Origin of the sequence: Pseudomonas sp. Z3-8, assembly GCF_051131975.1 — a bacterium.
Classification (GTDB): domain Bacteria; phylum Pseudomonadota; class Gammaproteobacteria; order Pseudomonadales; family Pseudomonadaceae; genus Aquipseudomonas.
Window position 1 is genome coordinate 5,658,091 of sequence record NZ_CP071643.1, and the last position, 22,367, is coordinate 5,680,457.

At 60.2% G+C, this 22,367-nt stretch carries 24 protein-coding genes and 1 tRNA gene; 14 read left to right on the forward strand and 11 right to left on the reverse strand.

Annotated features, from left to right (window positions below; translation table 11 throughout):
* Positions 1-224: 224 nt before the first annotated feature.
* Positions 225-665, reverse strand: coding sequence for a hypothetical protein (locus tag J3P94_RS25670; RefSeq protein WP_434570235.1), 441 nt, complete (start codon positions 663-665; stop codon positions 225-227).
* Between J3P94_RS25670 and trmL the strand changes: the two genes are divergently transcribed.
* Positions 664-1,119 (forward strand): tRNA (uridine(34)/cytosine(34)/5-carboxymethylaminomethyluridine(34)-2'-O)-methyltransferase TrmL, encoded by a 456-nt coding sequence (gene trmL, locus J3P94_RS25675; RefSeq protein ID WP_322834992.1) that lies wholly within the window; start codon positions 664-666, stop codon positions 1,117-1,119. The two genes, J3P94_RS25670 and trmL, sit on opposite strands and share 2 nt — an antisense overlap.
* A gap of 142 nt (positions 1,120-1,261) precedes the next feature.
* Here the strand turns inward: trmL and secB are convergent, their stop codons facing one another.
* Genes secB through J3P94_RS25690 form a run of 3 tightly spaced genes read right to left on the reverse strand, consistent with a single transcriptional unit; the run spans position 1,262 to position 2,454 of the window.
* Positions 1,262-1,744: a protein-export chaperone SecB gene (gene secB, locus J3P94_RS25680; RefSeq protein WP_305497429.1), complete on the reverse strand. Its 483-nt coding sequence runs from the start codon at positions 1,742-1,744 to the stop codon at positions 1,262-1,264.
* A 40-nt stretch (positions 1,745-1,784) separates the two neighbouring features.
* Entirely contained in the window at positions 1,785-2,039 is a 255-nt protein-coding gene (grxC, locus tag J3P94_RS25685) for a glutaredoxin 3 (RefSeq protein WP_305497430.1), read from the reverse strand.
* Position 2,040: 1 nt separating this feature from the next.
* Complete coding sequence (locus J3P94_RS25690) at positions 2,041-2,454, reverse strand: rhodanese-like domain-containing protein (RefSeq protein ID WP_305497431.1); 414 nt, start codon at positions 2,452-2,454, stop codon at positions 2,041-2,043.
* Between the two features lie 152 nt (positions 2,455-2,606).
* Here J3P94_RS25690 and gpmI point away from each other — a divergent pair, with 152 nt between their 5' ends.
* The 4 genes from gpmI to J3P94_RS25710 all read left to right on the forward strand — a co-directional run bounded on the left by gpmI (position 2,607) and on the right by J3P94_RS25710 (position 7,777).
* Positions 2,607-4,136: a 2,3-bisphosphoglycerate-independent phosphoglycerate mutase gene (gene gpmI / locus J3P94_RS25695; protein WP_434570238.1), complete on the forward strand. Its 1,530-nt coding sequence runs from the start codon at positions 2,607-2,609 to the stop codon at positions 4,134-4,136.
* Positions 4,137-4,354: 218 nt separating this feature from the next.
* Positions 4,355-5,647, forward strand: a complete 1,293-nt coding sequence (locus J3P94_RS25700; RefSeq protein ID WP_305497433.1) for a murein hydrolase activator EnvC family protein — start codon at positions 4,355-4,357, stop codon at positions 5,645-5,647.
* A gap of 32 nt (positions 5,648-5,679) precedes the next feature.
* On the forward strand, positions 5,680-6,996 hold the full coding sequence (locus J3P94_RS25705; RefSeq protein ID WP_434570240.1) for a S41 family peptidase: 1,317 nt from the start codon (positions 5,680-5,682) through the stop codon (positions 6,994-6,996).
* Position 6,997: 1 nt separating this feature from the next.
* A complete protein-coding gene (locus tag J3P94_RS25710; protein ID WP_434570242.1) occupies positions 6,998-7,777 on the forward strand; it encodes a divergent polysaccharide deacetylase family protein in 780 nt (259 codons plus the stop codon).
* A gap of 10 nt (positions 7,778-7,787) precedes the next feature.
* Here the strand turns inward: J3P94_RS25710 and J3P94_RS25715 are convergent, their stop codons facing one another.
* On the reverse strand, positions 7,788-8,495 hold the full coding sequence (locus J3P94_RS25715; protein WP_434574307.1) for a substrate-binding periplasmic protein: 708 nt from the start codon (positions 8,493-8,495) through the stop codon (positions 7,788-7,790).
* Positions 8,496-8,752: 257 nt separating this feature from the next.
* Here J3P94_RS25715 and J3P94_RS25720 point away from each other — a divergent pair, with 257 nt between their 5' ends.
* The gene (locus J3P94_RS25720) at positions 8,753-10,261 is read left to right on the forward strand and encodes a trypsin-like serine peptidase (protein ID WP_434570244.1); all 1,509 of its coding nucleotides are present in this window, start codon (positions 8,753-8,755) and stop codon (positions 10,259-10,261) included.
* Positions 10,262-10,293: 32 nt separating this feature from the next.
* Here J3P94_RS25720 and hisF read toward each other — a convergent pair whose 3' ends face one another.
* From hisF to J3P94_RS25750, 6 genes are all read right to left on the reverse strand, one after another.
* Entirely contained in the window at positions 10,294-11,064 is a 771-nt protein-coding gene (gene hisF, locus J3P94_RS25725; protein ID WP_434570246.1) for an imidazole glycerol phosphate synthase subunit HisF, read from the reverse strand.
* 91 nt (positions 11,065-11,155) lie between these two features.
* Positions 11,156-11,905, reverse strand: a complete 750-nt coding sequence (gene hisA, locus J3P94_RS25730; RefSeq protein ID WP_434570248.1) for a 1-(5-phosphoribosyl)-5-[(5-phosphoribosylamino)methylideneamino]imidazole-4-carboxamide isomerase — start codon at positions 11,903-11,905, stop codon at positions 11,156-11,158.
* A 93-nt stretch (positions 11,906-11,998) separates the two neighbouring features.
* Positions 11,999-12,256 (reverse strand): DUF2164 domain-containing protein, encoded by a 258-nt coding sequence (locus tag J3P94_RS25735; protein ID WP_215007663.1) that lies wholly within the window; start codon positions 12,254-12,256, stop codon positions 11,999-12,001.
* Positions 12,256-12,894, reverse strand: coding sequence for an imidazole glycerol phosphate synthase subunit HisH (gene hisH / locus J3P94_RS25740; protein ID WP_434570250.1), 639 nt, complete (start codon positions 12,892-12,894; stop codon positions 12,256-12,258). The genes J3P94_RS25735 and hisH overlap by 1 nt, the downstream gene beginning before the upstream one ends.
* Positions 12,894-13,487: an imidazoleglycerol-phosphate dehydratase HisB gene (gene hisB, locus J3P94_RS25745; RefSeq protein WP_003186751.1), complete on the reverse strand. Its 594-nt coding sequence runs from the start codon at positions 13,485-13,487 to the stop codon at positions 12,894-12,896. Before hisB ends, hisH begins: the two co-directional genes overlap by 1 nt.
* Positions 13,488-13,778: 291 nt before the next feature.
* The gene (locus J3P94_RS25750) at positions 13,779-15,440 is read right to left on the reverse strand and encodes an OFA family MFS transporter (RefSeq protein WP_434570252.1); all 1,662 of its coding nucleotides are present in this window, start codon (positions 15,438-15,440) and stop codon (positions 13,779-13,781) included.
* A 263-nt stretch (positions 15,441-15,703) separates the two neighbouring features.
* Between J3P94_RS25750 and panM the strand changes: the two genes are divergently transcribed.
* The 8 genes from panM to J3P94_RS25790 all read left to right on the forward strand — a co-directional run bounded on the left by panM (position 15,704) and on the right by J3P94_RS25790 (position 22,274).
* A complete protein-coding gene (panM, locus tag J3P94_RS25755; RefSeq protein WP_434570254.1) occupies positions 15,704-16,102 on the forward strand; it encodes an aspartate 1-decarboxylase autocleavage activator PanM in 399 nt (132 codons plus the stop codon).
* A 268-nt stretch (positions 16,103-16,370) separates the two neighbouring features.
* Positions 16,371-18,596, forward strand: coding sequence for an AsmA family protein (locus J3P94_RS25760; protein ID WP_434570256.1), 2,226 nt, complete (start codon positions 16,371-16,373; stop codon positions 18,594-18,596).
* Complete coding sequence (gene mutY, locus J3P94_RS25765; protein ID WP_434570258.1) at positions 18,593-19,660, forward strand: A/G-specific adenine glycosylase; 1,068 nt, start codon at positions 18,593-18,595, stop codon at positions 19,658-19,660. The genes J3P94_RS25760 and mutY overlap by 4 nt, the downstream gene beginning before the upstream one ends.
* Complete coding sequence (locus J3P94_RS25770; RefSeq protein ID WP_207963103.1) at positions 19,657-19,929, forward strand: oxidative damage protection protein; 273 nt, start codon at positions 19,657-19,659, stop codon at positions 19,927-19,929. The genes mutY and J3P94_RS25770 overlap by 4 nt, the downstream gene beginning before the upstream one ends.
* Before the next feature lie 102 nt (positions 19,930-20,031).
* Positions 20,032-20,107: transfer RNA gene (locus J3P94_RS25775), tRNA-Phe, on the forward strand.
* 119 nt (positions 20,108-20,226) lie between these two features.
* Complete coding sequence (locus J3P94_RS25780) at positions 20,227-20,556, forward strand: DHCW motif cupin fold protein (RefSeq protein ID WP_434570261.1); 330 nt, start codon at positions 20,227-20,229, stop codon at positions 20,554-20,556.
* A gap of 61 nt (positions 20,557-20,617) precedes the next feature.
* Positions 20,618-21,025 (forward strand): hypothetical protein, encoded by a 408-nt coding sequence (locus J3P94_RS25785; RefSeq protein ID WP_305497455.1) that lies wholly within the window; start codon positions 20,618-20,620, stop codon positions 21,023-21,025.
* A gap of 199 nt (positions 21,026-21,224) precedes the next feature.
* Positions 21,225-22,274, forward strand: a complete 1,050-nt coding sequence (locus J3P94_RS25790; RefSeq protein WP_434570263.1) for a PDDEXK nuclease domain-containing protein — start codon at positions 21,225-21,227, stop codon at positions 22,272-22,274.
* Positions 22,275-22,367 lie beyond the last annotated feature (93 nt).

A 22,367-nucleotide genomic window follows, 5' to 3' on the forward strand; every position in this document is an offset into this window, starting at 1 on the left:
CTGGCACGCCCCCTGCAATAACCCAATCACTACCCAGTTTCGGGGACCTTGGTACAGGCAGGCCGGGGATTCCCCTCTTTTACACCGGGCTCATCGAGCCCACTGTTTTGGGGGCCTTGATACAGGCAGGTCAAGGTTTCCCTTCTTTACACCCGGGCTGCGCCTTCACGGCAAGCCCTCCCGTTTTGGGGACCTTGGTACAGGCAGGCCGGGGATTCCCTCTTTTATTGCTCCTGGAGACGGATCTCCAGCCGCCAGCGGTCATCGACCTCGCTGCCGGTCCACTCCCCTCGCAACGGACGCGCCGCCACCAAAGTCAGCAACAGCCCCTTGTCACTCAACCGCACCCGCCAATTCACGTCCTTGCCGTTGAGCTTGAGCTGGCCTTTCTGCGGCCGACCTTGCGCCTGAAACAACAGCGCCACAGTGCCGTCGATGATTTCCCCATGGAGCTCCGGTTCGTTGTTGAACCAGGCCACCAACCCTCCCTGGGTGACCTCGACCTGTTGCAGCTCGCTCGGATCGGGCGTCGTCAGGCGGCCGATCATCAGCCCGACCATCATGCCGACGATCGCCAGAGAGCCCATCACCCGAGGCAATAGCTTCGAACGTCGATCGGTTTGCGGCGTAGAATGCCGCTCATCTTTATTTGCGGAGCCGTGCATGTTTCACGTCATCCTTTTTCAACCGGAAATACCACCCAATACCGGCAACGTCATCAGGCTGTGCGCCAACAGCGGCTGCCACCTGCACCTGATCGAACCGCTGGGCTTCGAAATGGACGACAAGCGCCTGCGCCGCGCCGGCCTCGACTACCACGAGTATGCCACCTTGCAGCGGCACGCCGACTTGGCCAGTTGCCTGGAAAGCCTGGGGCATCCGCGCCTGTTCGCCTTCACCACCAAGGGCTCGCGGCCGTTTCATGACGCCAGCTTCGTCGCCGGCGATGCATTCCTGTTCGGCCCGGAAAGCCGTGGCCTGCCGGCCGAAGTGCTCGAAGCACTACCGGCGGACCAACGCTTGCGCTTGCCGATGCGTGAGGGCTGCCGCAGCCTGAACCTGTCAAACACCGTGGCGGTGGCGGTTTATGAGGCGTGGCGGCAGAACGGCTTCGCCTGAGCACTTGCTGTCAACCAGAAACACCTGTGGGAGCGAGCTTGCTCGCGATGGCACTGGGTCAGTCGACCTTGATGTTGACTGATACACCGCTATCGCGAGCAAGCTCGCTCCCACAGGATTTTTGCCTGGCTGAAAGCGCCGCTTACTGGACGGTCGCGCCGCCTTCTTGTTGCATGCGCTGCAGCTCTTGCGCGTACAGGGCATCGAAGTTCACCGGGGCCAGCATCAGGGCCGGGAACGAGCCGCGGGTCACCAGGCTGTCCAGGGTTTCGCGAGCGTACGGGAACAGAATGTTCGGGCAGAACGCGCCCAGGGTGTGGCTCATCGAAGCGGCATCGAGATTCTTGATCAGGAAGATACCGGCCTGCTGGACTTCGGCGATGAACGCGACTTCGTCGCCATTCTTCACGGTCACCGACAGCGTCAGCACCACTTCGTGGAAATCTTCTTCCAGGGCTTTCTGGCGGGTGTTCAAGTCCAGGGCCACGCTCGGCTCCCACTGCTGGCGAAAGATCGCCGGGCTTTTCGGGGCTTCGAAGGACAGGTCGCGAACGTAAATGCGCTGCAAGGAGAATTGCGGTGCGGCTTCTTCTTCAGTGGCAGCTGTGTTCTGTTGGTCAGTCATCGCAGATCCTTCTTACTTTCAGGTTCTATTAATTGGGAATTCAGGCCTTGAGCAGCGCGTCGAGCTTGCCGGCGCGCTCCAGGGCGAACAGGTCGTCGCAACCGCCCACGTGGGTGTCGCCGATCCAGATCTGCGGCACGGAGGTACGCCGGGCCTTCTGGGTCATTTCGGCGCGCAGTTGCGGCTTGCCGTCGACCTTGATCTCTTCGAAGGCTACGCCCTTGTTCTTGAGCAGCATCTTGGCTCGGGAGCAATAGGGGCAGTAATCGCTGGAATAGACAACTACGTGGGGCATGTCACTTCACCAGGGGCAGATTGTCGGCTTTCCAGCTCGCAACGCCACCAGACAGTTTGGCGGCGGTGAAGCCGGACTTCATCAGTTCGCGGGCAAGGGTACCGGCCTGCTGGCCTTGGGCGTCGACCAGGATCAGCGTCTTGGCCTTGTGTTTTTCCAGTTCGGCCACACGAGCGATCAGTTTGTCCTGAGGAATATTCAGCGCGCCGACGATGTGACCGGCGGCGTAATCCTTGGTCGGACGGATGTCGACCACTACGCCGGCGTCCTTGTTGACCAGCGCGGTCAGCTCACCGGTGCTCAGGCTGCGTCCGCCGCCCTGCATCGTGTGGGCAACCAGCAACGCCAGCAGTACGACGAAGATACCGACGAGAATGTAGTGGTTAGTGGCAAATTCAATCAGGTGAGCAACCATCGAAGGAGGTTCCAGGGCGTTAAAATGTCGGCCAGTATACACAGCACGCAAGGCCGGCCAAACCCCGCCCGGCGGTGACGGCACCGGAACTTACCTTTAAACTGCCCGTCCCTTTTCCATCGTCTTCTTTTAACCAGCCACGAGTGGATTCCATGACTACCACGCCTAAACCTTTGGTCCTGATGATTCTGGACGGCTTCGGTCACAGTGACAGCCACGAATCCAACGCCGTCTACGCGGCCAGGAAGCCTGTGCTGGATCGCCTGTGGGCCACCGTGCCGAACGGCTTGATCTCCGGCAGCGGCATGGACGTCGGCCTGCCCGATGGACAGATGGGCAACTCCGAAGTCGGCCACATGAACCTCGGCGCCGGCCGCGTGGTGTATCAGGACTTCACCCGCGTAACCAAATCGATCCGCGACGGCGAATTTTTCGAAAACCCGACCATCTGCGCTGCCGTGGATAAAGCCGTGGCTGCCGGCAAGGCCGTGCACTTCATGGGCCTGCTGTCCGACGGTGGCGTGCACAGCCATCAGGACCACCTGATCGCCATGGCCGAGCTGGCCGCCAGGCGCGGCGCTGAAAACATCTACCTTCACGCCTTCCTGGATGGCCGCGACACGCCGCCGAAGAGCGCCGAATCGTCGATCAAATTGCTGGACGACACGTTCAAGACCCTCGGCAAGGGCCGGATCGCCAGCCTGATCGGCCGTTACTTCGCCATGGACCGTGACAACCGCTGGGACCGCGTCGCCCAGGCCTACAACCTGATCGTCGACGGCAATGCCGAATTCCACGCCGCCACCGCGCAAGAAGGCCTGCAAGCTGCCTACGAACGTGGTGAAAGCGACGAGTTCGTCAAGGCCACAACCATCGGCGAGCCGGTAAAAGTCGAAGACGGCGACGCCGTGGTGTTCATGAATTTCCGCGCCGACCGTGCCCGCGAACTGACTCGCGTATTCGTCGAAGACGATTTCAAGGAATTCGCGCGCACCCGCCAGCCGAAGCTGGCCGGTTTCGTGATGCTGACCCAATACGCCGCCAGCATTCCCGCGCCATCGGCCTTCGCCGCCGGCAGCCTGGAAAACGTGCTGGGTGACTACCTGGCGAAAAACGGCAAGACCCAGCTGCGCATCGCGGAAACCGAGAAGTACGCCCATGTGACGTTCTTCTTCTCCGGCGGCCGCGAAGAGCCCTTCCCGGGCGAAGAGCGCATCCTGATCCCGTCGCCGAAGGTAGCCACCTACGATCTGCAACCGGAAATGAGCGCGCCGGAAGTGACCGACCGCATCGTCGACGCCATCGAGAACCAGCGTTACGACGTGATCGTGGTCAACTACGCCAACGGTGACATGGTCGGTCACAGCGGCGTGTTCGACGCAGCGGTCAAGGCGGTTGAATGCCTGGACACCTGCGTCGGCCGCATCGTCGAGGCGCTGGAAAAAGTCGGCGGCGAAGCGCTGATCACCGCCGACCACGGCAACGTCGAGCAAATGTCCGACGAGTCCACCGGCCAGGCCCATACGGCCCACACCACTGAGCCGGTGCCATTCATTTATGTCGGCAAGCGTGACTTCAAGGTCCGCGACGGCGGCGTATTGGCCGACGTCGCACCGACCATGCTGATGCTGCTGGGCATGGAACAGCCGGCGGAGATGACCGGGACGTCGATCCTGGTCTGACCCAACACGCATCTCCTGTGGGAGCGAGCTTGCTCGCGATGGCGCCGGATCAGTCGACCTTGATGTTGGCTGATACACCGCTATCGCGAGCAAGCTCGCTCCCACATGGCTTTCTGGTGTTTTTTCGGCCAGTTATCACACAGCCCCAAATGGGCGTTTTTTTTGCAGCGTGGGGCGGGCATACTAGGCCGTCCCTTTCCCTGGTGCCACCCGCCTCTATGCTCCGCGTCCTGATAGCCCTTGCTCTGACCTGCCTGCTCCAACCGGCCTTCGCGGACGAGCGCGCGCAAACCCAACAACAGTTGGAAGCCACGCGCCAGGACATTGCCGAGCTGAAGAAGCTGCTGAACAAGTTGCAGGAAGAAAAATCCAGCGTGCAGAAAGACCTGCGCGGCACCGAAACCGAGATGGGCAAGCTGGAGAAGCAGGTCGACGCCCTGCAGAAAGAGCTGAAGAAAAGCGAATCCGAGTTGCAGCGCCTCGATGGAGAGAAAAAAAAACTCCAGAGCGCGCGCACTGAACAGCAAAAGCTGATCGCCATCCAGGCTCGGGCGGCCTACCAGAACGGCCGCCAGGAATACCTCAAACTGCTGCTCAACCAGCAGAATCCCGAGAAATTCGCCCGCACCCTCACCTATTACGACTACCTGAGCCAGGCCCGCCTGGAGCAGCTCAAGAGCTTCAATGAAACCCTGCGCCAGCTGGCCAATGTCGAGAAAGACATCGAGCTGCAGCAAGCCCAGTTGCTCGTGCAGAAAAGCAGCCTCGACACCCAGCGTGAAGAACTCGAGAAGGTTCGCAAGGAGCGCCAGGTGGCCCTGGCCAAGCTCAATGACGACGTGAAGGCTCGCGACAGCAAACTCAAGGCCCGCGAACAGGACCAGGCCGAACTGGCAAATGTCTTGAAAACCATCGAGGAAACCCTGGCTCGCCAGGCTCGGGAGGCGGAAGAAGCGCGGCAGAAAGCGCTGATCGCCCAGCAGGAAGCCGAAAAAAAGCGTTTGCGTGAAGCCCAGGCCGACGCCGATGCCGGCGAAGCCCCGCGCAAGCCGGCTAAATCCAGCCCCGGCGCAGTGGTTTCCAGCGATGGCGAAACCTTCGGCGGCGCTTTTGCTTCAGCCCGGGGCAAACTTCCATGGCCGGTCAATGGTCGATTACTTGCACGCTTCGGTGAAACCCGTGGCGACGATACCCGCACCAAGTGGGACGGCGTGATGATCAGCGCTTCCGCCGGCAGCCAGGTGCACGCCGTACATGGCGGGCGCGTGGTGTTTGCCGACTGGCTGCGCGGTGCCGGCCTGCTGGTGATCCTCGATCACGGCAACGGATACCTGAGCCTTTACGGCCACAACCAGACGCTGCTCAAATCGGCGGGTGATGTGGTCAAGGCCGGCGAGTCCATCTCCACGGTCGGCAACAGTGGCGGGCAGGACACGCCAGCACTGTATTTTGCTATTCGCCAGCAGGGTCGCCCCAGTGACCCGGCACAATGGTGTCGTGCGCAAGGATAAGCGCGCCCATCCAACTCAGGAGTTCGTTCGACATGCTGCATTTGTCCCGCCTCACCTCGCTGGCCCTGACGATCGCCCTCGTGATCGGCGCGCCCCTGGCTTTCGCCGCGCAACCCGCGCCGGCGTCGACCGCCGCTACGGCCGCCACCACCAAGGCCCCGCTGCCGTTGGATGAACTGCGCACCTTTGCCGAAGTCATGGACCGGATCAAAGCCGCGTACGTGGAACCGGTGGACGACAAGATGCTGCTGGAGAACGCCATCAAAGGCATGCTCAGCAACCTTGACCCGCATTCGGCCTACCTGGGCCCTGAGGATTTTGCCGAGTTGCAGGAAAGCACCAGCGGAGAATTCGGCGGCCTGGGCATCGAGGTCGGCAGCGAAGACGGTTTCGTCAAGGTGGTCTCGCCGATCGACGATACGCCCGCCTCCAAGGCTGGCATCCAGGCCGGTGACTTCATCGTCAAGATCAACGGCCAGCCGACCCGCGGCCAGAGCATGACCGAAGCCGTGGACAAGATGCGCGGCAAGATCGGCGAAAAAATCACCCTGACCCTGGTGCGCGACGGCGGCACGCCATTCGACGTGACCCTGACCCGGGCGGTCATCCAGGTCAAGAGCGTGAAGAGCCAATTGCTGGAGTCCGGCTACGGCTACATCCGCATCACCCAGTTCCAGGTCAAGACCGGCGAGGAAGTCGCCAAGGCCCTGGCCAAGATGCGCAAGGACAACGGCAAGAAACTCAACGGCCTGGTCCTGGACTTGCGCAACAACCCCGGCGGCGTCCTGCAATCGGCCGTGGAAGTGGTGGACCATTTCATCACCAAGGGCCTGATCGTCTACACCAAGGGCCGCATCGCCAATTCCGAATTGCGCTTCTCGGCCACCGGCAACGACCTCAGCGAAGCCGTGCCACTGGTCGTGCTGATCAATGGCGGCAGCGCTTCGGCGTCGGAGATTGTCGCCGGTGCTCTGCAAGACCAGAAACGTGGCGTTGTCATGGGCACCACCAGTTTCGGCAAGGGCTCGGTGCAGACCGTGTTGCCGCTGAACAACGACCGCGCCCTGAAGATCACCACCGCGCTGTACTTCACGCCCAACGGCCGCTCCATCCAGGCCCAGGGCATTGTCCCGGACATCGAGGTGCGCAAGGCCAAGATCACCAGCGAGGCGGACAGCGAGTACTTCAAGGAAGCCGACCTGCAGGGTCACTTGGGCAATGGCAACGGCGGCGCGGACAAACCGACCGGCTCCGGCGCCAAGGCCAAGCCGATGCCGCAGGATGACGACTATCAGTTGGTCCAGGCCTTGAGCCTGCTCAAAGGGTTGAACATCACGTCCGGCCGCTGAGATGGGCCTGCGTTTCATTTTCGTCCTGCTGTGCCTGCTGGCGGGAGCCGTCAACGCGGCTCCCGCCATACAATCCCCGCCGCAGAAGGCTTACCTGAGCCTGATCATCGATGACCTGGGGCAGAATCTGCCCCGGGATCGCCGTGTCCTGGCCCTGTCCGGTCCGGTCACCGCGGCCATCATGCCCGACACTCCCCACGCCGCCGAAATCGCCCGCGAGGCTCATCGCGCCGGCAAACTCGTCATGCTGCACATGCCCATGGATCCGGCCACCGGGCCGTTCGCCTGGCATCCGGAACTGTCCATCGAAGAATTGGGCAAGCGCCTGGACGCCGCGTTTGCCGCGGTGCCCTACACCAGCGGTATCAACAACCACATGGGCAGCCGCATGACCGCGCAACCCCAGGCGATGGCATGGCTGATGGCGAATCTGCAACAGCGTCACAAGTTTTTCGTCGACAGCCGCACCAGCGCGCAGACGGTCGCCGCTGCCGAAGCACAAAAGATCGGCCTCGCCAGCGTGTCGCGGGATGTATTTCTTGATGACGAGCGCACCGAAGCGGCTATCGCCGGCCAGCTTCAGGTCGCCATCGATCTGGCTCGGCGGCAGGGCTCGGCCGTGATGATCGGCCATCCCTATCCGCAGACCCTCGCCGTGCTCGAGCGCGAACTGCCCAACCTCAAGGCCCAGGGCATCGAGTGGATCGACATCAAGTCGATGATCAGCCTGCGCAGCAACCGAGCGATGGCCGGGCACGGGAAGGATGGGGTTTATCGTTAGGCTTGGCGTCTCAGAGATAGCGCGCCATGATCGCGTCCACTTCGCCTTCCTTGCGCAGCTCATCCAGAGCCTTTTGCAGCCGGGCCACTACCTCGTCTGGCACGTCCTTGTTCAAGGCCAGGTAGAGCTCGGCACTGTTGAATCGCAGTACGGTCTTGAGATCGCTCACCCCCTCCTGACGCGCCAGATAACGCCCTGCCGGGTCGCCGGTGGCCCATAGGTCTATCTGGCCGTTGACGAGTTTCCTGGCGTTGTCCTGATCGCGCAACACGACAATGGGCTTGAGCCCCTGTTTGGCCAATGTTTCGGCAATTGCATCGCCCTTGTAGGCGCCAATCCTGTACTGACGTGCCTGCTCCAACGAGTCGAGGGCAATCTTGCTGTCGGCCTTGGCGAGCATGATCCAATCGTCCGGGCCGATGGGGCCAACCCATTTGAAGAGCTTTTCGCGCTCAGGCAGCCGAGCCGTTACAAACACCCCATAACCGGGTTTTTCCAAGGCAAGCTTGTAGATTCGTTCCCAGGGAAAACGCAGCGTCAGGCTGTAGGAAATATCGGCGCGTTTGAATATCTCGCGGACGATGTCCACCGCAATGCCATGGATGTTTTCGTCCTGGGCGAAGTTCTTGCCGTTCTTCGCCATGTTGTAGGGCGGAAAGTTCTCCGTCAGCAATACCAGACCGGCATCGCGGCTGTCCCCGGCCTGCGCCACGCTCATGAACAGCAGGAAAGTGCTGGTGAAAACAACAAGAACACGTTTGAACATATCTGATTACCCGGATCCATGGCGCATTCCAGAGTGCCTTGGGCCTGTCGGCATGTCCACTGTCGTTTCACTCGAATACCTAACCAGACAGGATGCGCGCAAACGCAACACTGGCTGAGGTAATTAGTTACCGCCATCCATCACGCCGATGGCTGATTAATTAGCGAGACCGGGTCAAGACCGGTTCCCATTAATCAAAGGCATAACTCATGAAAACGATCTACTTGTTACTGAGCGGTTTGCTTTGCCTGTCCAGCGCACTAAGCGTTGCGCAAGGAAAAGACTATGGCGAAGGGGTTCAGAACTTCGCCGCCTCAAAAATCCTGAACAACAAAGATGGCTCACATGACCATTGGCAGGGTATTGGACGCTTCTCTACGATGAACGGGGATTGTACTGCGACACTTCTCGATACCCATGACCCTTCCGGGACAATGCCCACGCCCGCCTACGTGTTGACCTCGGGACATTGCACCGAGCTGACCAACGCAAACATCGTTACCAACAAGCCAATCCTCGGCCTCATGCAGTTCAACTACTTCGCCGATACCGCCCCCTACCTGACTTACCCGATGAAAAAAATCGCGTGGAGAAGCATCCAGGGCGTAGACATGGCAATCATTGAACTGGACGTCAGCCTGCAAACCTTGCTCAAGGACGGGATACAGCCATTGGGCTTGGCCACTGAGCGCCCCGTCGACGGGATGGATGTCCTGATCGTAGGCGCGCCAATCCATGATCAGATCACGCTGCGGCTGGCTGCCTGTACCTTGCAACCGGCCCAGGAGATCGTGGAGGCACGCTGGGTCTGGCGTAAGACGCTGATGACCCGCTGCAAGGATATGAAAGGTGGTGGCTCCGGCAGCCCGCTACTGGACCGCCGTACCAATAAGATCATCGGCGTGATAGGCACTGGCAACCTGACCGTCCAAGCCCACCCCTGCGAGCAGCACGCTCCTTGCACTCCAGTTGGCGACAGCTATAAAGCCATACCGGACGATATTTATGGGAATCCTACGGGCTTTCTCAGCCGCTGCTTTGTAGGGGGCCTCCTCATTCAAAACGCGACTTCGTCTTGCCCGCTCTATCCGGTCTTTTCCGTCAGCGCCGGAGCGGACAGCCCGCAAAGATACCTAAGAATTGGGAAAAAAGACGACGGCACTGCAGAGATCCCGACCTGGAACTACCACTTCTCGATCAACACGCCGTTCTACCGTCATAAAACCGTTCGAACCGCAATGGATTGCGAAAAGCCGCCAGAGTACAGCGGAGTAATAAGTGCGCAGGATGCTTTCATAAACACAGAGATAGGCGACCAGGTGGGCATGTACTTCCTGTGCATCCTGGGTGTCGACTCCGCTGATCAACGACCCTCAGAGGGGCTCATCAACAACGTGCTGTCCCTTCCAGTCGAAATTCTGGACAACGCTCCAACAGCTCAGCCTGAGCTGAGTTTCACTACAGGCGTGCAAGTGTCGACAACTGCGAATGAACTGCCACATCGAACCTACGCCTACAAGTTCGGCCCGACAGGGACGACTGACTGTTCAGACAAAACCGATTACAGCACTAGCGAATACATATACGCGTGGCTGGAAAATTCGGATTTGCCTGGAAAGCTCTGCACCATTGCCTATGACATATCCAGACAAGCATCCGAGCCAAGAATGGACATCCTGAACCCTACCCCGCTCAAGGATATCCAGGACTCGCCCTGATTCGCCCTCGGCTCGCCTGCCGGACTCTCGGCTTATCTGACGCAGATACCGCGCTGGGCCATGTAGGCCTTGGCTTCCGGCACGGTGTATTCGCCAAAGTGGAAAATGCTCGCCGCCAATACCGCGCTGGCGTGGCCTTCCAGAATGCCATCGGCCAAGTGCTGCAGGTTGCCTACACCACCGGAAGCAATCACCGGAATGCCCAAGGCATCGCTGATGGCACGGGTGACGCCGAGATCGAAGCCGTTCTTCATGCCGTCCTGGTCCATGCTGGTCAGCAGGATTTCTCCGGCGCCCAGGCCTTCCATCTTTTTTGCCCACTCAACGGCGTCCAGCCCGGTCGGCTTGCGCCCGCCATGGGTGAAGATTTCCCAGCGCGGGGTTTCGCCCGGGCGGGAGACCTTCTTCGCGTCGATCGCCACGACGATGCACTGCGAGCCGAAATGCTCGGCCGCCTCGCCAACGAATTCCGGGTTGAACACCGCCGCGGTGTTGATGGACACCTTGTCCGCGCCGGCATTGAGCAGGTTGCGGATGTCCTGAACGCTGCGCACGCCACCGCCCACGGTCAGCGGGATGAACACCTGGCTGGCCATGCGCTCGACAGTGTGCAGCGTGGTATCGCGGCCGTCGACGCTGGCCGTGATATCCAGGAAAGTAATCTCGTCCGCACCCTGCTCGTCATAACGACGGGCGATTTCCACCGGGTCGCCAGCGTCACGGATGTTCTCGAACTTGACGCCCTTGACCACCCGGCCGTTATCCACGTCCAGGCAAGGGATGATGCGTTTGGCCAGCGCCATGGGCTTAATCTCCGATTAAGAGTTGCAAGCTTCAAGTTATAAGCTGCAAGCCAAGCAGATCGCGGTCGTGCTTTAGCTTGCAGCTCGCGGCTTACAGCTTGGAGCTGGCCGCGTAGCCATCACAAAATTGTTGAGCCTCGGCAACATCCAGCGTGCCCTCATAAATCGCGCGGCCTGTGATTGCACCGATGATGCCCGGCGCCCTGGCGTCGAGCAGTGCCTTGATGTCGCCCAGGTTGTGGATGCCGCCGGAGGCGATCACCGGGATCTTCGTGGCGGCGGCCAGGGCAGCGGTGAACGGAACGTTGCAGCCCTGCATCATGCCGTCCTTGGCAATGTCGGTGTAGACGATGGCGGACACGCCGTCGGCTTCGAAACGCTTGGCCAGGTCGATCACTTGCACGGTACTCACTTCAGCCCAGCCGTCGGTGGCGACAAACCCGTCCTTGGCGTCGAGGCCAACGATGACCTTGCCCGGAAAGGCACGGCAGGCTTCGGCGACGAATTCGGGCTCCTTGACGGCCTTGGTGCCGATGATCACGTAGCTTACGCCGGCCTTGACGTAGTGCTCGATGGTCTCCAGCGAACGAATGCCGCCACCGATCTGGATCGGCAGGTTCGGGTACCGTTTGGCGATGGCCGTGACCACTTCACCGTTGACCGGCTGGCCTTCGAACGCACCGTTCAGGTCAACCAGATGCAGGCGACGGCAACCGCCCTCCACCCACTTGGCGGCCATGCTCACCGGGTCGTCGGAAAACACCGTGGAGTCTTCCATGCGGCCCTGGCGCAGACGGACACAAGCGCCGTCCTTGAGATCGATAGCGGGGATAATCAGCATGCTTTTTCCTTCGTCAAAAGAGCCACAAGCTGCGAGCCACAAGCTGCAAGCATGCGTGTATGTTTCTCTCTTGCAGCTTGAAGCTTGAAGCTTTCAACTGCTTTTTTCGAGTGCCCACAAGTCGCTTTCGATGCTTTCGAACCTTTCCTTAAGGTGCGCCTGCACATCGAAAATCGCCCTGTTGTAATAGTGCGGAGCAATTTCGCGGGTAAACAGATCAAGAATTTCCGCCGCTTCGAACGAGCCAAGGTCCAGCTCGAAACGCTCCTCCATGAACCGCTGGATCTTGCGGTTCGCCTCACTTTCCTGCTCTGGCGTGAGGGTGAGGATCGGCGGTTTCTTGCGGGCCATTACCAGCGCCCGTCCCACGCCGCGAAGTTCTGCAGCAGTTGCAGGCCATGGGTATGGCTCTTCTCCGGGTGAAACTGCACGGCGAAGCGCGAGCCATCGGCCAGGGCCGCGGAGAAATCGACACCATAATGCCCGCTGCCCACCACCTGCCGGGCATTGCCGGCGGCGATGTAGTAGCTGTGCACGAAGTAGAAACGCGCGAGGTCCGGAATATCGTGCCACAGCGGGTGGTCCACCGTTTGCCGCACTTCGTTCCAGCCCATGTGCGGCACTTTCAAGTGCTCGCCGTCTTCATGCAGGTCCTTGCCAAAGAACTTGACCTGGCCCGGGAACAGCGAGATGCAATCGACCCCGTCGTTCTCTTCACTGCGATCGAGCAACGCCTGCATGCCCACGCAGATGCCGAGGAACGGGCGATCCTGGCTGACTTCGTGCACCAGCTTGTCGAAGCCCAGGCGCCGAATCTCGGCCATGCAGTCGCGAATCGCGCCGACACCGGGAAACACCACCCGGTCGGCTTCGCGAATCACGTCGGCATCGCTGGTGATCAATACCTTGCCGGCGCCTACGTGCTCGAGGGCCTTGGCCACCGAGTGCAGGTTGCCCATGCCGTAATCGATAACCGCAACCGTCTGCATTACAGGACGCCTTTGGTGGAAGGCATCTGGCCGGCCATGCGGTCATCGAGCTCGACAGCCATGCGCAGCGCGCGGCCGAACGCCTTGAACACGGTTTCGATCTGGTGGTGGGTGTTGTGCCCACGCAGGTTGTCAATGTGCAGGGTCACGTTGGCGTGGTTGACGAAGCCCTGGAAGAACTCCTGGAACAGGTCGACGTCGAAGCCGCCGACGGTGGCGCGGGTGTACGGCACATGCATCTGCAGGCCAGGGCGGCCGGAAAAATCGATGACCACGCGCGACAGCGCTTCATCGAGCGGCACGTAGGCATGGCCGTAGCGACGGATGCCCTTCTTGTCGCCGATGGCTTTGGTGAAAGCCTGGCCCAGCGTGATACCGACATCTTCGACGGTGTGATGGTCGTCGATATGCAGGTCGCCCTTGCTGACGATGTCCAGGTCGATCAGCCCGTGACGGGCGATCTGGTCGAGCATGTGCTCAAGAAAAGGCACGCCGATATCAAACCGGGCCTTTCCGGTGCCATCCAGGTTGATCGAGGCTTTGATCTGGGTTTCCAGAGTGTCGCGCTCGACAGACGCCTTACGTTCGGCCATCACCAGCTCCGCAAAATCATTGGGCGAAAAAGGCAGCCATTATAGGGGCGCGAGCGGCAAACAGAAACAAAAGAGGTGACACCGCTGACGGGCTGAAACCGATGCGGCGGCGTTAGACATGTCCATACAAGTCTTCCAGGACTCATAAAAACAAATGTGGGAGCGAGCCTGCTCGCGAAAGCGGTGCGTCAGAAGACATTCATGTCGACTGACACGCCCCCATCGCGAGCAGGCTCGCTCCCACAGGGTTGGCCCGTTTCCAATGGATTCGGGCCTGTTTTGGATTGTCGCTTAGCGGAACAACACCGCCGTCTTCTGCAGGGTCACCCACACACCCCACGCCAGCGGAATGCCCACCACCAGCCAGGCGGCGATCGCCAGGGGCTTGGTGCCTGGTGCGGCTTTCCACTCCAGGGAAGTGGTGCTGTCGGCGCCCTTGTCGTGGCCCAGCGCTTGCTCTGCGGCCAGTTCGGCGTCGGTCATGAAGTACTTGTCGGCGACCGGGCGAACCATCAGGTTGCACAGGAAGCCCAGCACCAGCAGGCCGGCGAGGATGTACAGGGTGATGTCATAGGCCGCGGCGCGTTCAACGCCGATGCTCAGTTGATATTCACGCAGGTAGTTCACCAGTACCGGGCCCAGTACGCCGGCTGCCGCCCAGGCGGTCAACAGGCGACCGTGGATCGCACCGACCATTTGTGTACCGAACAGGTCCGCCAGGTAGGCCGGCACGGTGGCGAAACCGCCGCCGTACATCGACAGGATGATGCAGAACGCCGCCACGAACAGCGCGACGCTGCCCAGGTGGCCCAGGCTCGGGATCAGGGCATACAAGGCCACACCCAGTGCAAAGAACACGAAGTAGGTGTTTTTGCGACCCAGGTAGTCCGAGAAGGAGGCCCAGAAGAACCGGCCACCGATGTTGAACAGGCTCAGCAGACCGGTGAAACCGGCTGCAATGGCAGCGATCTGGCCCAGTTGCGCGGCGTCCAGCTGACCGAACGGCAGGTCGTTACCGAGCAATTTGCCGCCGAACACTTCCTGCAGCAGTGGCGAAGCCATGCCCAGGATGCCGATACCGGCGGATACGTTCAGGCACAGCACCAGCCAGACCAGACGGAACTGCGGGGTTTTCCAGGCAACGTTCACGTGAACGTGGCGATGGGTGATCATTGCGTTCGCGGCTTTTTTCGGTGCAGGGTTCCAGCCCTCAGGCTTCCAGCCGGTCGGCGGAACGCGATACGACAGGGCGCCACCGATCATGAACACGAAGTAGATCGCGGCCATCACCAGGAAGCTCTGCCATACGCCCACGTCGGTTGGCGTAGCGAAATGGCTCATCAGCGCTGCAGCCAACGGGGCACCCACCATCGCGCCACCGCCAAAGCCCATGATCGCCATGCCGGTCGCCATGCCGCGCTTGTCCGGGAACCACTTGATCAGCGTCGAGACCGGGGAGATGTAGCCCAGGCCCAGGCCGATACCACCGATGACACCGGAGCCGACCCACATCAGCCAGATCTGATGGGTATAGATACCCAGCGCCGAAATCAGCAGGCCACCGCACCAGCACAGGGCCGATACCACGCCTGCCTTGCGCGGACCGGCATGTTCCAGCCAGCCGCCCCAGATGGCTGCCGAGCACCCCAGGAAAATGAAGAACAGGGTGTAGATCCAGCCGAGCATCGAGATCGGCCAGTCACATTGGGACGAAAAGACTTGCGAGATGAAGCTCATGTCCGGCGCGCAGGCTACCGGCTTGGTGATGCCCAAGGCCTTGGACAGCGGCAACCAGAACACCGAAAAGCCGTAGGCCATGCCGATGCACAGGTGAATGGCCAGCGCGGCCGGTGGCACCAGCCAGCGGTTGAAGCCGGGCTTGGCGATAATGCGTTCCTTGGAGAGGAACGCAGGCTGGTCGGCAACGCCGTCCGCCGTAATGCTCGTGCTCATTGTATATCCCCCAGTTATTGGAATAGGTTCGCCAGCCACGCATCACCCTCAGTCTTCATTTGCACGCAGGCATGACTGTATTTTGCGGTGAAGCTCCATTTTGGTGCGACATCACGTCGCAGAAGGACGGGCGAACTGACAAAGGTTACCATTTGCTCGTGACAGAAAAACCAAAGTGCTATCACCTTTTTTCTGTCATTCGTCTTATCGCGCCTCTTCTCACTTTCTGTAGGGCGTTATTCGTTTATTTTTCAGGAATTTCCATGCCCATCGTTGTCGAGCGTCTGAATGAAGCCACTCATCAGGATCATCAGGACCTGCAGAAAATCTACCAGGACGCCCCGGCCTGGCTGTTCGAGCCGTTCAGCGATGCCGGGCAGTTGGTCAACAGTTGCCTGACGGAAGGGACGCTGATCGCGGCACGGTTCAACGACCGATTGCTCGGCGCCGCACGCCTGCAACGGCACCAGGACGCTTGGTACTTGTCTCACCTGTGCGTAAGAAAGGTTACCCGCCGCCGTGGCGTAGCTGAGCGCTTGGTGAGCGAAGCACGGAGGATGGCTCGACAGGAAGACTCCGAGCTCCGGCTCGAGGCACCGGCCGGGCATCTGGAGGTGCAGGCCTTGGCGGCAAAGCTGAAGATACCGCTGAATGAAAGCTGACGGTGACCGGACGTATCCCGTGGCGAGGGAGCTTGCTCCCGCTGGGGAGCGCAGCGCCCCCTAAAGCTGTCTCCACGGTGTGCCAGGCGTCCTGATTCGCCTGGTTTGGGACTGCTTCGCAGTCCAGCGGGAGCAAGCTCCCTCGCCACGGTGAACCGCGCCTGCCGTTCCACCAGTGGAGGATCGAAAAACGATGACCCAACGCTCCACCAACCCGGGACGTTATACTCTCCGGTAAAATTTGAACTCAACCTACAAGGATTCGCCCATGAAAGCGTTCGGCAAAATCCTGGGTCTGGTACTTCTCGGGCTGTTGCTGATCATTGTGGCCCTGGGCTTTGCCCTGACCCACCTCTTCGATCCCAACGACTATAAGGAAGAGATCCGCCAGATAGCCCGCGACAAGGCCCACATCGAGCTGACCCTCAATGGCGATATCGGCTGGAGCCTGTTTCCATGGCTGGGTCTTGAATTGCACGAAGCCAGCGTTGCGACCCTGGCCAATCCGACCCAACCCTTTGCCGACCTGCAGATGCTTGGGCTTTCAGTCCGGGTTATGCCGCTGTTGCGCCGCGAAGTGCAGATGAGCGACGTACGGGTCGAAGGCCTGAACCTGCGGCTCAACCGCGACAACAACGGTCATGGCAACTGGGAAGACATCGGCAAGGCGCCCGCCTCCACGACCGCTACGAAGGGGCCGGCGCCAACCGAACAGTCCGCCCCGCCGGCCAACGCTCCGACAGAGAAACCGGCCCAACCCACTCGCCTGGACATCGACAGCCTGACCGTGAACAACGCCCGGGTCGAATACAGCGACGAGCAGACCGGCAAGCTGTTTACCGCTGAAAGCATCCAGTTGAGCACCGGCCCGATCCACGATTCCACCAATATCCCGGTTACCCTCACGGCTTTCCTGTCCAGCAACCAGCCGGCTGTTCGGGTGCGCACCGAGGTGACTGGCGAGCTGCGCTTCGAACGCGCACTGCAACGCTACAAATTCGAAGACCTGAAGCTGTCCGGTGAAGCCACCGGCGATCCGTTGCAAGGCAAGACCGTGAGCTTTGCGGCGCAAGGGCAACTGTTCCTCGACAAGGCAGCCAACGTTGCCGAATGGACCGGTATCAAGCTTTCCTTGAACCAGCTTCGCGCACTGGGCGAGCTGAAGGTCAACGATCTCGACAAAACGCCGCAGCTGAATGGCGGCGTGTCGATTGCTTCATTCGACCTGGCCAGCTTCATCGACAGCATCGGCCAGAAACTGCCGGCGATGGCCGATGGCAGCCTGAGCAAGGTCGAGCTGGCGAGCCGCATTGCAGCCACACCGACCAGCGTCGAGCTCAACGACATCAACCTGAAAATCGATGAGAGCAATTTCAGTGGTCGCATCGCCGTGGAAGATATCGCCAAGCAGTCACTGCGTGCCCAGCTCAAGGCCGACACCTTCAATGTTGATCGCTACCTGCCGCCAAAGTCCGCCGAAGCCAACAGCGCCAAGGCTGCCCGCGAGGCCGAAGTCAGCAACACCGAGGCCAGCGCCATGGCTGGTGCCGGCAGCACACCGCTACCAAGCGCCCCGACCCAGGGTGCGTGGAGCAACGATCGATTGTTTCCGGTGGAGCGCCTGAGCAAGCTCGATATCGATGCCGACCTGAGCTTCGGCCAACTGACCCTCGACAAGCTGCCCATCCAGAATGCCGCGCTGAAAGCCACCGGGCTCGACGGCCTGTTGACGCTGGAAAACCTGCGGGGCGATTTGTATAACGGCAACTTCGAAGCCAAGGGCACGCTGGACGTGCGCCAGCCCATGCCGCAGTTGAGCCTGCAAACCCGCATCAACCGGGTGCCGGCCGACAAGATCATCGAAAGCCAGGGTAAGAATCCGCCCGTCAAAGGCCTGGTGACGCTCAACAGCGCCGTCACCGCCGGTGGCAACAGCCAGAAGGCCCTGATCGACAGCCTGAACGGCAATGCCGGGTTCGTCATCAATGATGGCGTGCTGCTCAATGCCAACCTCGAACAGCAGCTGTGCAAAGGCATCGCCACGCTGAACCGCAAGAGTCTCAGCGGTGAACCGCGCGGCAAGGACACACCTTTCCAGCAACTCGACGGCAACCTTACCTTCCATAATGGCGTGGCCAGCAATCCGGACCTCAAAGTGCGCATCCCCGGCATGACGGTCAATGGCAACGGTGACATCGACCTGCGGGTATTGGGCATGGACTACCGCGTCGGCGTCATCGTTGAAGGCGACAAGAGCGACATGCCCGACCCGGCCTGCCAGGTCAACGAGCGTTATGTCGATGTCGAGTGGCCGTTACGCTGCCGAGGCCCGCTGGAGCTGGGCGCGAAAGCCTGCCGCCTGGACAACGACGGGCTGGGCAAGGTTGCGGCGAAACTAGCCGGCGACCGCCTCGGCGACAAGATCGACGAGAAGCTCGGCGACAAGGTCAGCCCCGAGCTCAAAGATGCGCTGAAGGGGCTGTTCAAGCGATGACATCCGAGCAGTTTTCCAGCGCCGTATTGGATTGGTTCGACCGCCACGGGCGCCATGACCTGCCCTGGCAGCAAGACATCTCCCCGTATCGGGTATGGGTCTCGGAGATCATGCTGCAGCAGACCCAGGTCAGCACGGTGCTCAATTACTTCGACCGGTTCATGGCCGCCCTGCCTACCGTCCAGGCCCTGGCCGCCGCGCCGGAGGATGAAGTGCTGCACCTGTGGACCGGGTTGGGCTACTACACCCGCGCTCGTAATCTGCAGAAAACCGCGAAAATCGTCGTCGAGCAATATGGCGGCGAATTTCCCCGGGATGTGGAGAAGCTCACGGAACTGCCGGGAATCGGCCTATCCACCGCTGGCGCGATTGCCAGCATCAGCATGGGCCTGCGGGCGCCGATTCTCGATGGAAACGTCAAGCGGGTGCTGGCGCGCTTTACTGCCCAGGAAGGCTACCCAGGCGAGCCAAAGGTTGCGAAACAGCTCTGGGCCACTGCCGAACGCTTTACCCCTCAGGATCGGGTCAACGCCTATACCCAGGCGATGATGGACCTGGGCGCCACGCTCTGTACCCGCAGCAGACCCAGTTGCCTGCTCTGCCCGCTGGAAAAAGGCTGCGAAGCCCACATGCTGGGCCTGGAAACCCGCTATCCGATTCCCAAGCCGCGCAAGGAAGTGCCCAAGAAACGCACCTTGATGCCCATGCTGGCTAACCGCGAAGGCGCCATCTTGCTTTACCGCCGCCCATCCACCGGTTTGTGGGGCGGTCTGTGGAGCCTGCCGGAACTCGACGACCTCGACGACCTGCAACACCTGGCCCTGCAACATTCGCTGGAGCTGGGTCAGCAACAGGCAATGCCAAGCCTGGTACACACTTTCAGCCACTTCCAGTTGGCAATCGAACCCTGGCTGGTCCGGGTCCGCGAAACCGGCCATCACGTGGCCGAGGCCGACTGGCTCTGGTATAACCTCGCCACCCCGCCGCGCCTGGGCCTAGCCGCCCCGGTCAAGACATTGCTCGAACGCGCGGCCGCTGTATTGAACGCAGGAGAGTTGCAATGACCCGCACCATCATGTGCCGCAAGTACAAAGAACAGCTGGAAGGCCTGGAGCGCGCACCGTTTCCCGGCGCCAAGGGCCAGGACATCTACGACAACGTATCAGCCAAGGCCTGGGGCGACTGGCAAAAACACCAGACGCTGCTGATCAACGAAAAACGCCTGAACATGATGAATGCCGAAGATCGCAAATATCTTCAAGGGGAGATGGACAAGTTCTTTTCCGGCGAAGATTACGCCAAGGCCGAGGGCTACGTGCCGCCCTCCGAATAAGCTGCCCGGAGCGGGGGCGAATCGTAAGCGACGGTAATAGTTAAATATTTTTTGATAACTTGCTTGACGCCCCCCTGAAAAACCCGTTTAATGCGCCCCGTTGCCCAGATAGCTCAGTCGGTAGAGCAGGGGATTGAAAATCCCCGTGTCGGCGGTTCGATTCCGTCTCTGGGCACCAAATACCGAAAACCCCGATCAAGAAATTGATCGGGGTTTTTTATTGTCCGGGATTTCCTTCCTGCATCCTGTCGACTCAGCTACATTCGTCCGCTCCCCTCCTCCTGCATGCGAGTCGACATGGATATCACCGGCATCCCCTTCGGCACCACCGACTGGTCCACCATCGAACCCACCGAACACAAAGGCATTACCGGAACCGCTTACTGGCGCACGCAGCATTTCGGCAGCGTTCGGGTACGGATGGTGGAATACACGGCCGGCTACCTGGCCGACCATTGGTGCACCAAGGGCCATATCCTGCTTTGTCTCAAAGGCGAGCTGAACACCGAGCTCGAAGACGGCCGGCAATTCCTGCTCAAGCCCGGCATGAGCTACCAGGTGGCCGACCAGGCCGAGCCTCATCGCTCCTCCACTCCATCAGGGGCGACGCTGTTCGTGGTGGATTGAGATTCGAAGCGTTCGCGTCGAAGCTGTAGGATAGATGGCCTTATTCATCAGGAATCCGACCATGTCATCGGCGAACAAACAGCAAAAACGCAGCCAGCGCGCCAAGGAGAAAGCCAAGAAGAATCGCATCCAGCGTGCCGCTGCGCCGAACGACTTCCTGGACCCGAACGACGAGCGCATCGACCTGGAAACCGTGGACCTGTCGGACCTGTTCCGCATCATGAGCGCCGCCGAGAAGGTCAGTCAGAAAGCCATGTGCGAAGCGTTCCTGGGCCATCCACTGCTGGCGCTCGTGCTGGAACAGGAAGGTGAAGAAGAAGCGACCGACTTCATCATCACCGCCTTGATCGAATACCGTCGCCTGACCACGGGCGTCGATGAGCAGACTGCCCTGGATTGGGTGGAAAGCAAGCAATTCCAGGCTGATTATGTGGCCGCATCCCAGGCGCTGACGCAAGGCCAAGGCTGACTTCAGTCAGCGACTGACGATGGATCATACGCTGGTGGGACGGCTCCTACAGACCAAGCTCCACCAGCGTGGGCTGCGTCATACCCGTCCTGCATCAATCAGCTATTTTTCCTCCAAAGCAATCAGCTCCGTCTGACATCATCGAAGCTTTCATGGGAGCATTCTTCTGGTCCGCCCCTTCCAATGGCTGGACACTTCGATGAAGCCGATACTGCCCCAAGACGATCCACAGCTCGCGCCCTTGATCAACGAACTAGGCGAGCTGATTCGCCAGGCACGCCAGAAGGTGTTGCGTGCCGTTGACACTCTCCAGGTACAGACCTGCTGGCAGATCGGCCGGCACATCATCGAGTTCGAGCAAGGAGGCGCCGAACGCGCGGCTTATGGCGCAAGGTTGCTAGCCTCGTTGGCGAAGGTGCTGACGGCGCGGTTTGGGAAAGGGTTTGATGAACGTAACCTGCGGCATATGCGGGATTTTTATCTGAAGTTTTCAATTTGGAACGCAGTGCGTACCGAATTGAGCTGGACCCATTACCGCACGCTTCTGCGGGTAGGACACGACAACACTCGACATTGGTACATGAACGAAGCCGCCACCCAGAATTGGTCCACCCGCGCCTTGGAGCGCCAGATCGGCACGTTCTATTACGAACGCCTCCTGGCAAGCCGCGATCGACCTGCGGTAGAGCAGGAAGCAGCAACCCATCTTGAGCAACTAGCGTTCGGGCCCAGGGACATTGTCAGGGATCCGGTAGTCCTTGAGTTTCTTGGAATGCCAAACACCGGCAGGCTGCTGGAAACCGATCTCGAACAAGCCCTGATCAACCAGCTGCAGGGCTTCCTGCTCGAACTGGGTAAAGGCTTCGCTTTCATCGCACGCCAGCAGCGCATCAGCACCGAAAGCAAGGATTTCTACCTCGACCTGGTTTTCTACAACTATCTGCTCAAATGCTTTGTGATCGTCGATCTCAAGCGAGGCGAGCTGAGCCACCAGGACATCGGCCAGATGGATATGTATGTGCGACTCTACGATGAGCTCAGGCGCGGCCCTGATGATAAACCCACCGTCGGCATCATTCTTTGTGCACAAAAAGACGAGTCGGTGGTGCGTTATTCCGTGTTGCAAGGCCATGAACAGCTGTTCGCCAGCCAGTATCAACTGGTGCTCCCCACCGAAGAAGAACTGCGCAAGGCGCTGGATTGCGAACGGGCGCGACTTGAGGAGTCCCCCCCGGACGCAGCGACCTGAAGAAATGAAGCCGTTATCGATAAACGCATACTCAAAAAACCCATGTAATATTGATGCGTTTTTTTCAGCAACGCTCCAGCCAACGAGCTTCAT

Excerpts from the sequence above, each read along its gene's own strand:
- grxC (WP_305497430.1), bottom strand. The coding sequence starts at position 2,039 with ATGCCCCACGTAGTTGTCTATTCCAGCGATTACTGCCCCTATTGCTCC.
- J3P94_RS25735 (WP_215007663.1), bottom strand. The coding sequence starts at position 12,256 with ATGGCCCGCAAGAAACCGCCGATCCTCACCCTCACGCCAGAGCAGGAA.
- J3P94_RS25790 (WP_434570263.1), top strand. The coding sequence starts at position 21,225 with ATGAAGCCGATACTGCCCCAAGACGATCCACAGCTCGCGCCCTTGATC.
- J3P94_RS25690 (WP_305497431.1), bottom strand. The coding sequence starts at position 2,454 with ATGGTTGCTCACCTGATTGAATTTGCCACTAACCACTACATTCTCGTC.
- hisF (WP_434570246.1), bottom strand. The coding sequence starts at position 11,064 with ATGGCGCTGGCCAAACGCATCATCCCTTGCCTGGACGTGGATAACGGC.
- hisA (WP_434570248.1), bottom strand. The coding sequence starts at position 11,905 with ATGCTGATTATCCCCGCTATCGATCTCAAGGACGGCGCTTGTGTCCGT.
- panM (WP_434570254.1), top strand. The coding sequence starts at position 15,704 with ATGCCCATCGTTGTCGAGCGTCTGAATGAAGCCACTCATCAGGATCAT.
- J3P94_RS25710 (WP_434570242.1), top strand. The coding sequence starts at position 6,998 with ATGGGCCTGCGTTTCATTTTCGTCCTGCTGTGCCTGCTGGCGGGAGCC.
- J3P94_RS25780 (WP_434570261.1), top strand. The coding sequence starts at position 20,227 with ATGGATATCACCGGCATCCCCTTCGGCACCACCGACTGGTCCACCATC.
- J3P94_RS25720 (WP_434570244.1), top strand. The coding sequence starts at position 8,753 with ATGAAAACGATCTACTTGTTACTGAGCGGTTTGCTTTGCCTGTCCAGC.
- mutY (WP_434570258.1), top strand. The coding sequence starts at position 18,593 with ATGACATCCGAGCAGTTTTCCAGCGCCGTATTGGATTGGTTCGACCGC.
- hisB (WP_003186751.1), bottom strand. The coding sequence starts at position 13,487 with ATGGCCGAACGTAAGGCGTCTGTCGAGCGCGACACTCTGGAAACCCAG.
- J3P94_RS25705 (WP_434570240.1), top strand. The coding sequence starts at position 5,680 with ATGCTGCATTTGTCCCGCCTCACCTCGCTGGCCCTGACGATCGCCCTC.
- J3P94_RS25760 (WP_434570256.1), top strand. The coding sequence starts at position 16,371 with ATGAAAGCGTTCGGCAAAATCCTGGGTCTGGTACTTCTCGGGCTGTTG.
- J3P94_RS25715 (WP_434574307.1), bottom strand. The coding sequence starts at position 8,495 with ATGAGCGTGGCGCAGGCCGGGGACAGCCGCGATGCCGGTCTGGTATTG.
- trmL (WP_322834992.1), top strand. The coding sequence starts at position 664 with ATGTTTCACGTCATCCTTTTTCAACCGGAAATACCACCCAATACCGGC.
- J3P94_RS25700 (WP_305497433.1), top strand. The coding sequence starts at position 4,355 with ATGCTCCGCGTCCTGATAGCCCTTGCTCTGACCTGCCTGCTCCAACCG.
- J3P94_RS25770 (WP_207963103.1), top strand. The coding sequence starts at position 19,657 with ATGACCCGCACCATCATGTGCCGCAAGTACAAAGAACAGCTGGAAGGC.
- J3P94_RS25785 (WP_305497455.1), top strand. The coding sequence starts at position 20,618 with ATGTCATCGGCGAACAAACAGCAAAAACGCAGCCAGCGCGCCAAGGAG.
- gpmI (WP_434570238.1), top strand. The coding sequence starts at position 2,607 with ATGACTACCACGCCTAAACCTTTGGTCCTGATGATTCTGGACGGCTTC.
- J3P94_RS25670 (WP_434570235.1), bottom strand. The coding sequence starts at position 665 with ATGCACGGCTCCGCAAATAAAGATGAGCGGCATTCTACGCCGCAAACC.
- hisH (WP_434570250.1), bottom strand. The coding sequence starts at position 12,894 with ATGCAGACGGTTGCGGTTATCGATTACGGCATGGGCAACCTGCACTCG.
- J3P94_RS25750 (WP_434570252.1), bottom strand. The coding sequence starts at position 15,440 with ATGAGCACGAGCATTACGGCGGACGGCGTTGCCGACCAGCCTGCGTTC.
- secB (WP_305497429.1), bottom strand. The coding sequence starts at position 1,744 with ATGACTGACCAACAGAACACAGCTGCCACTGAAGAAGAAGCCGCACCG.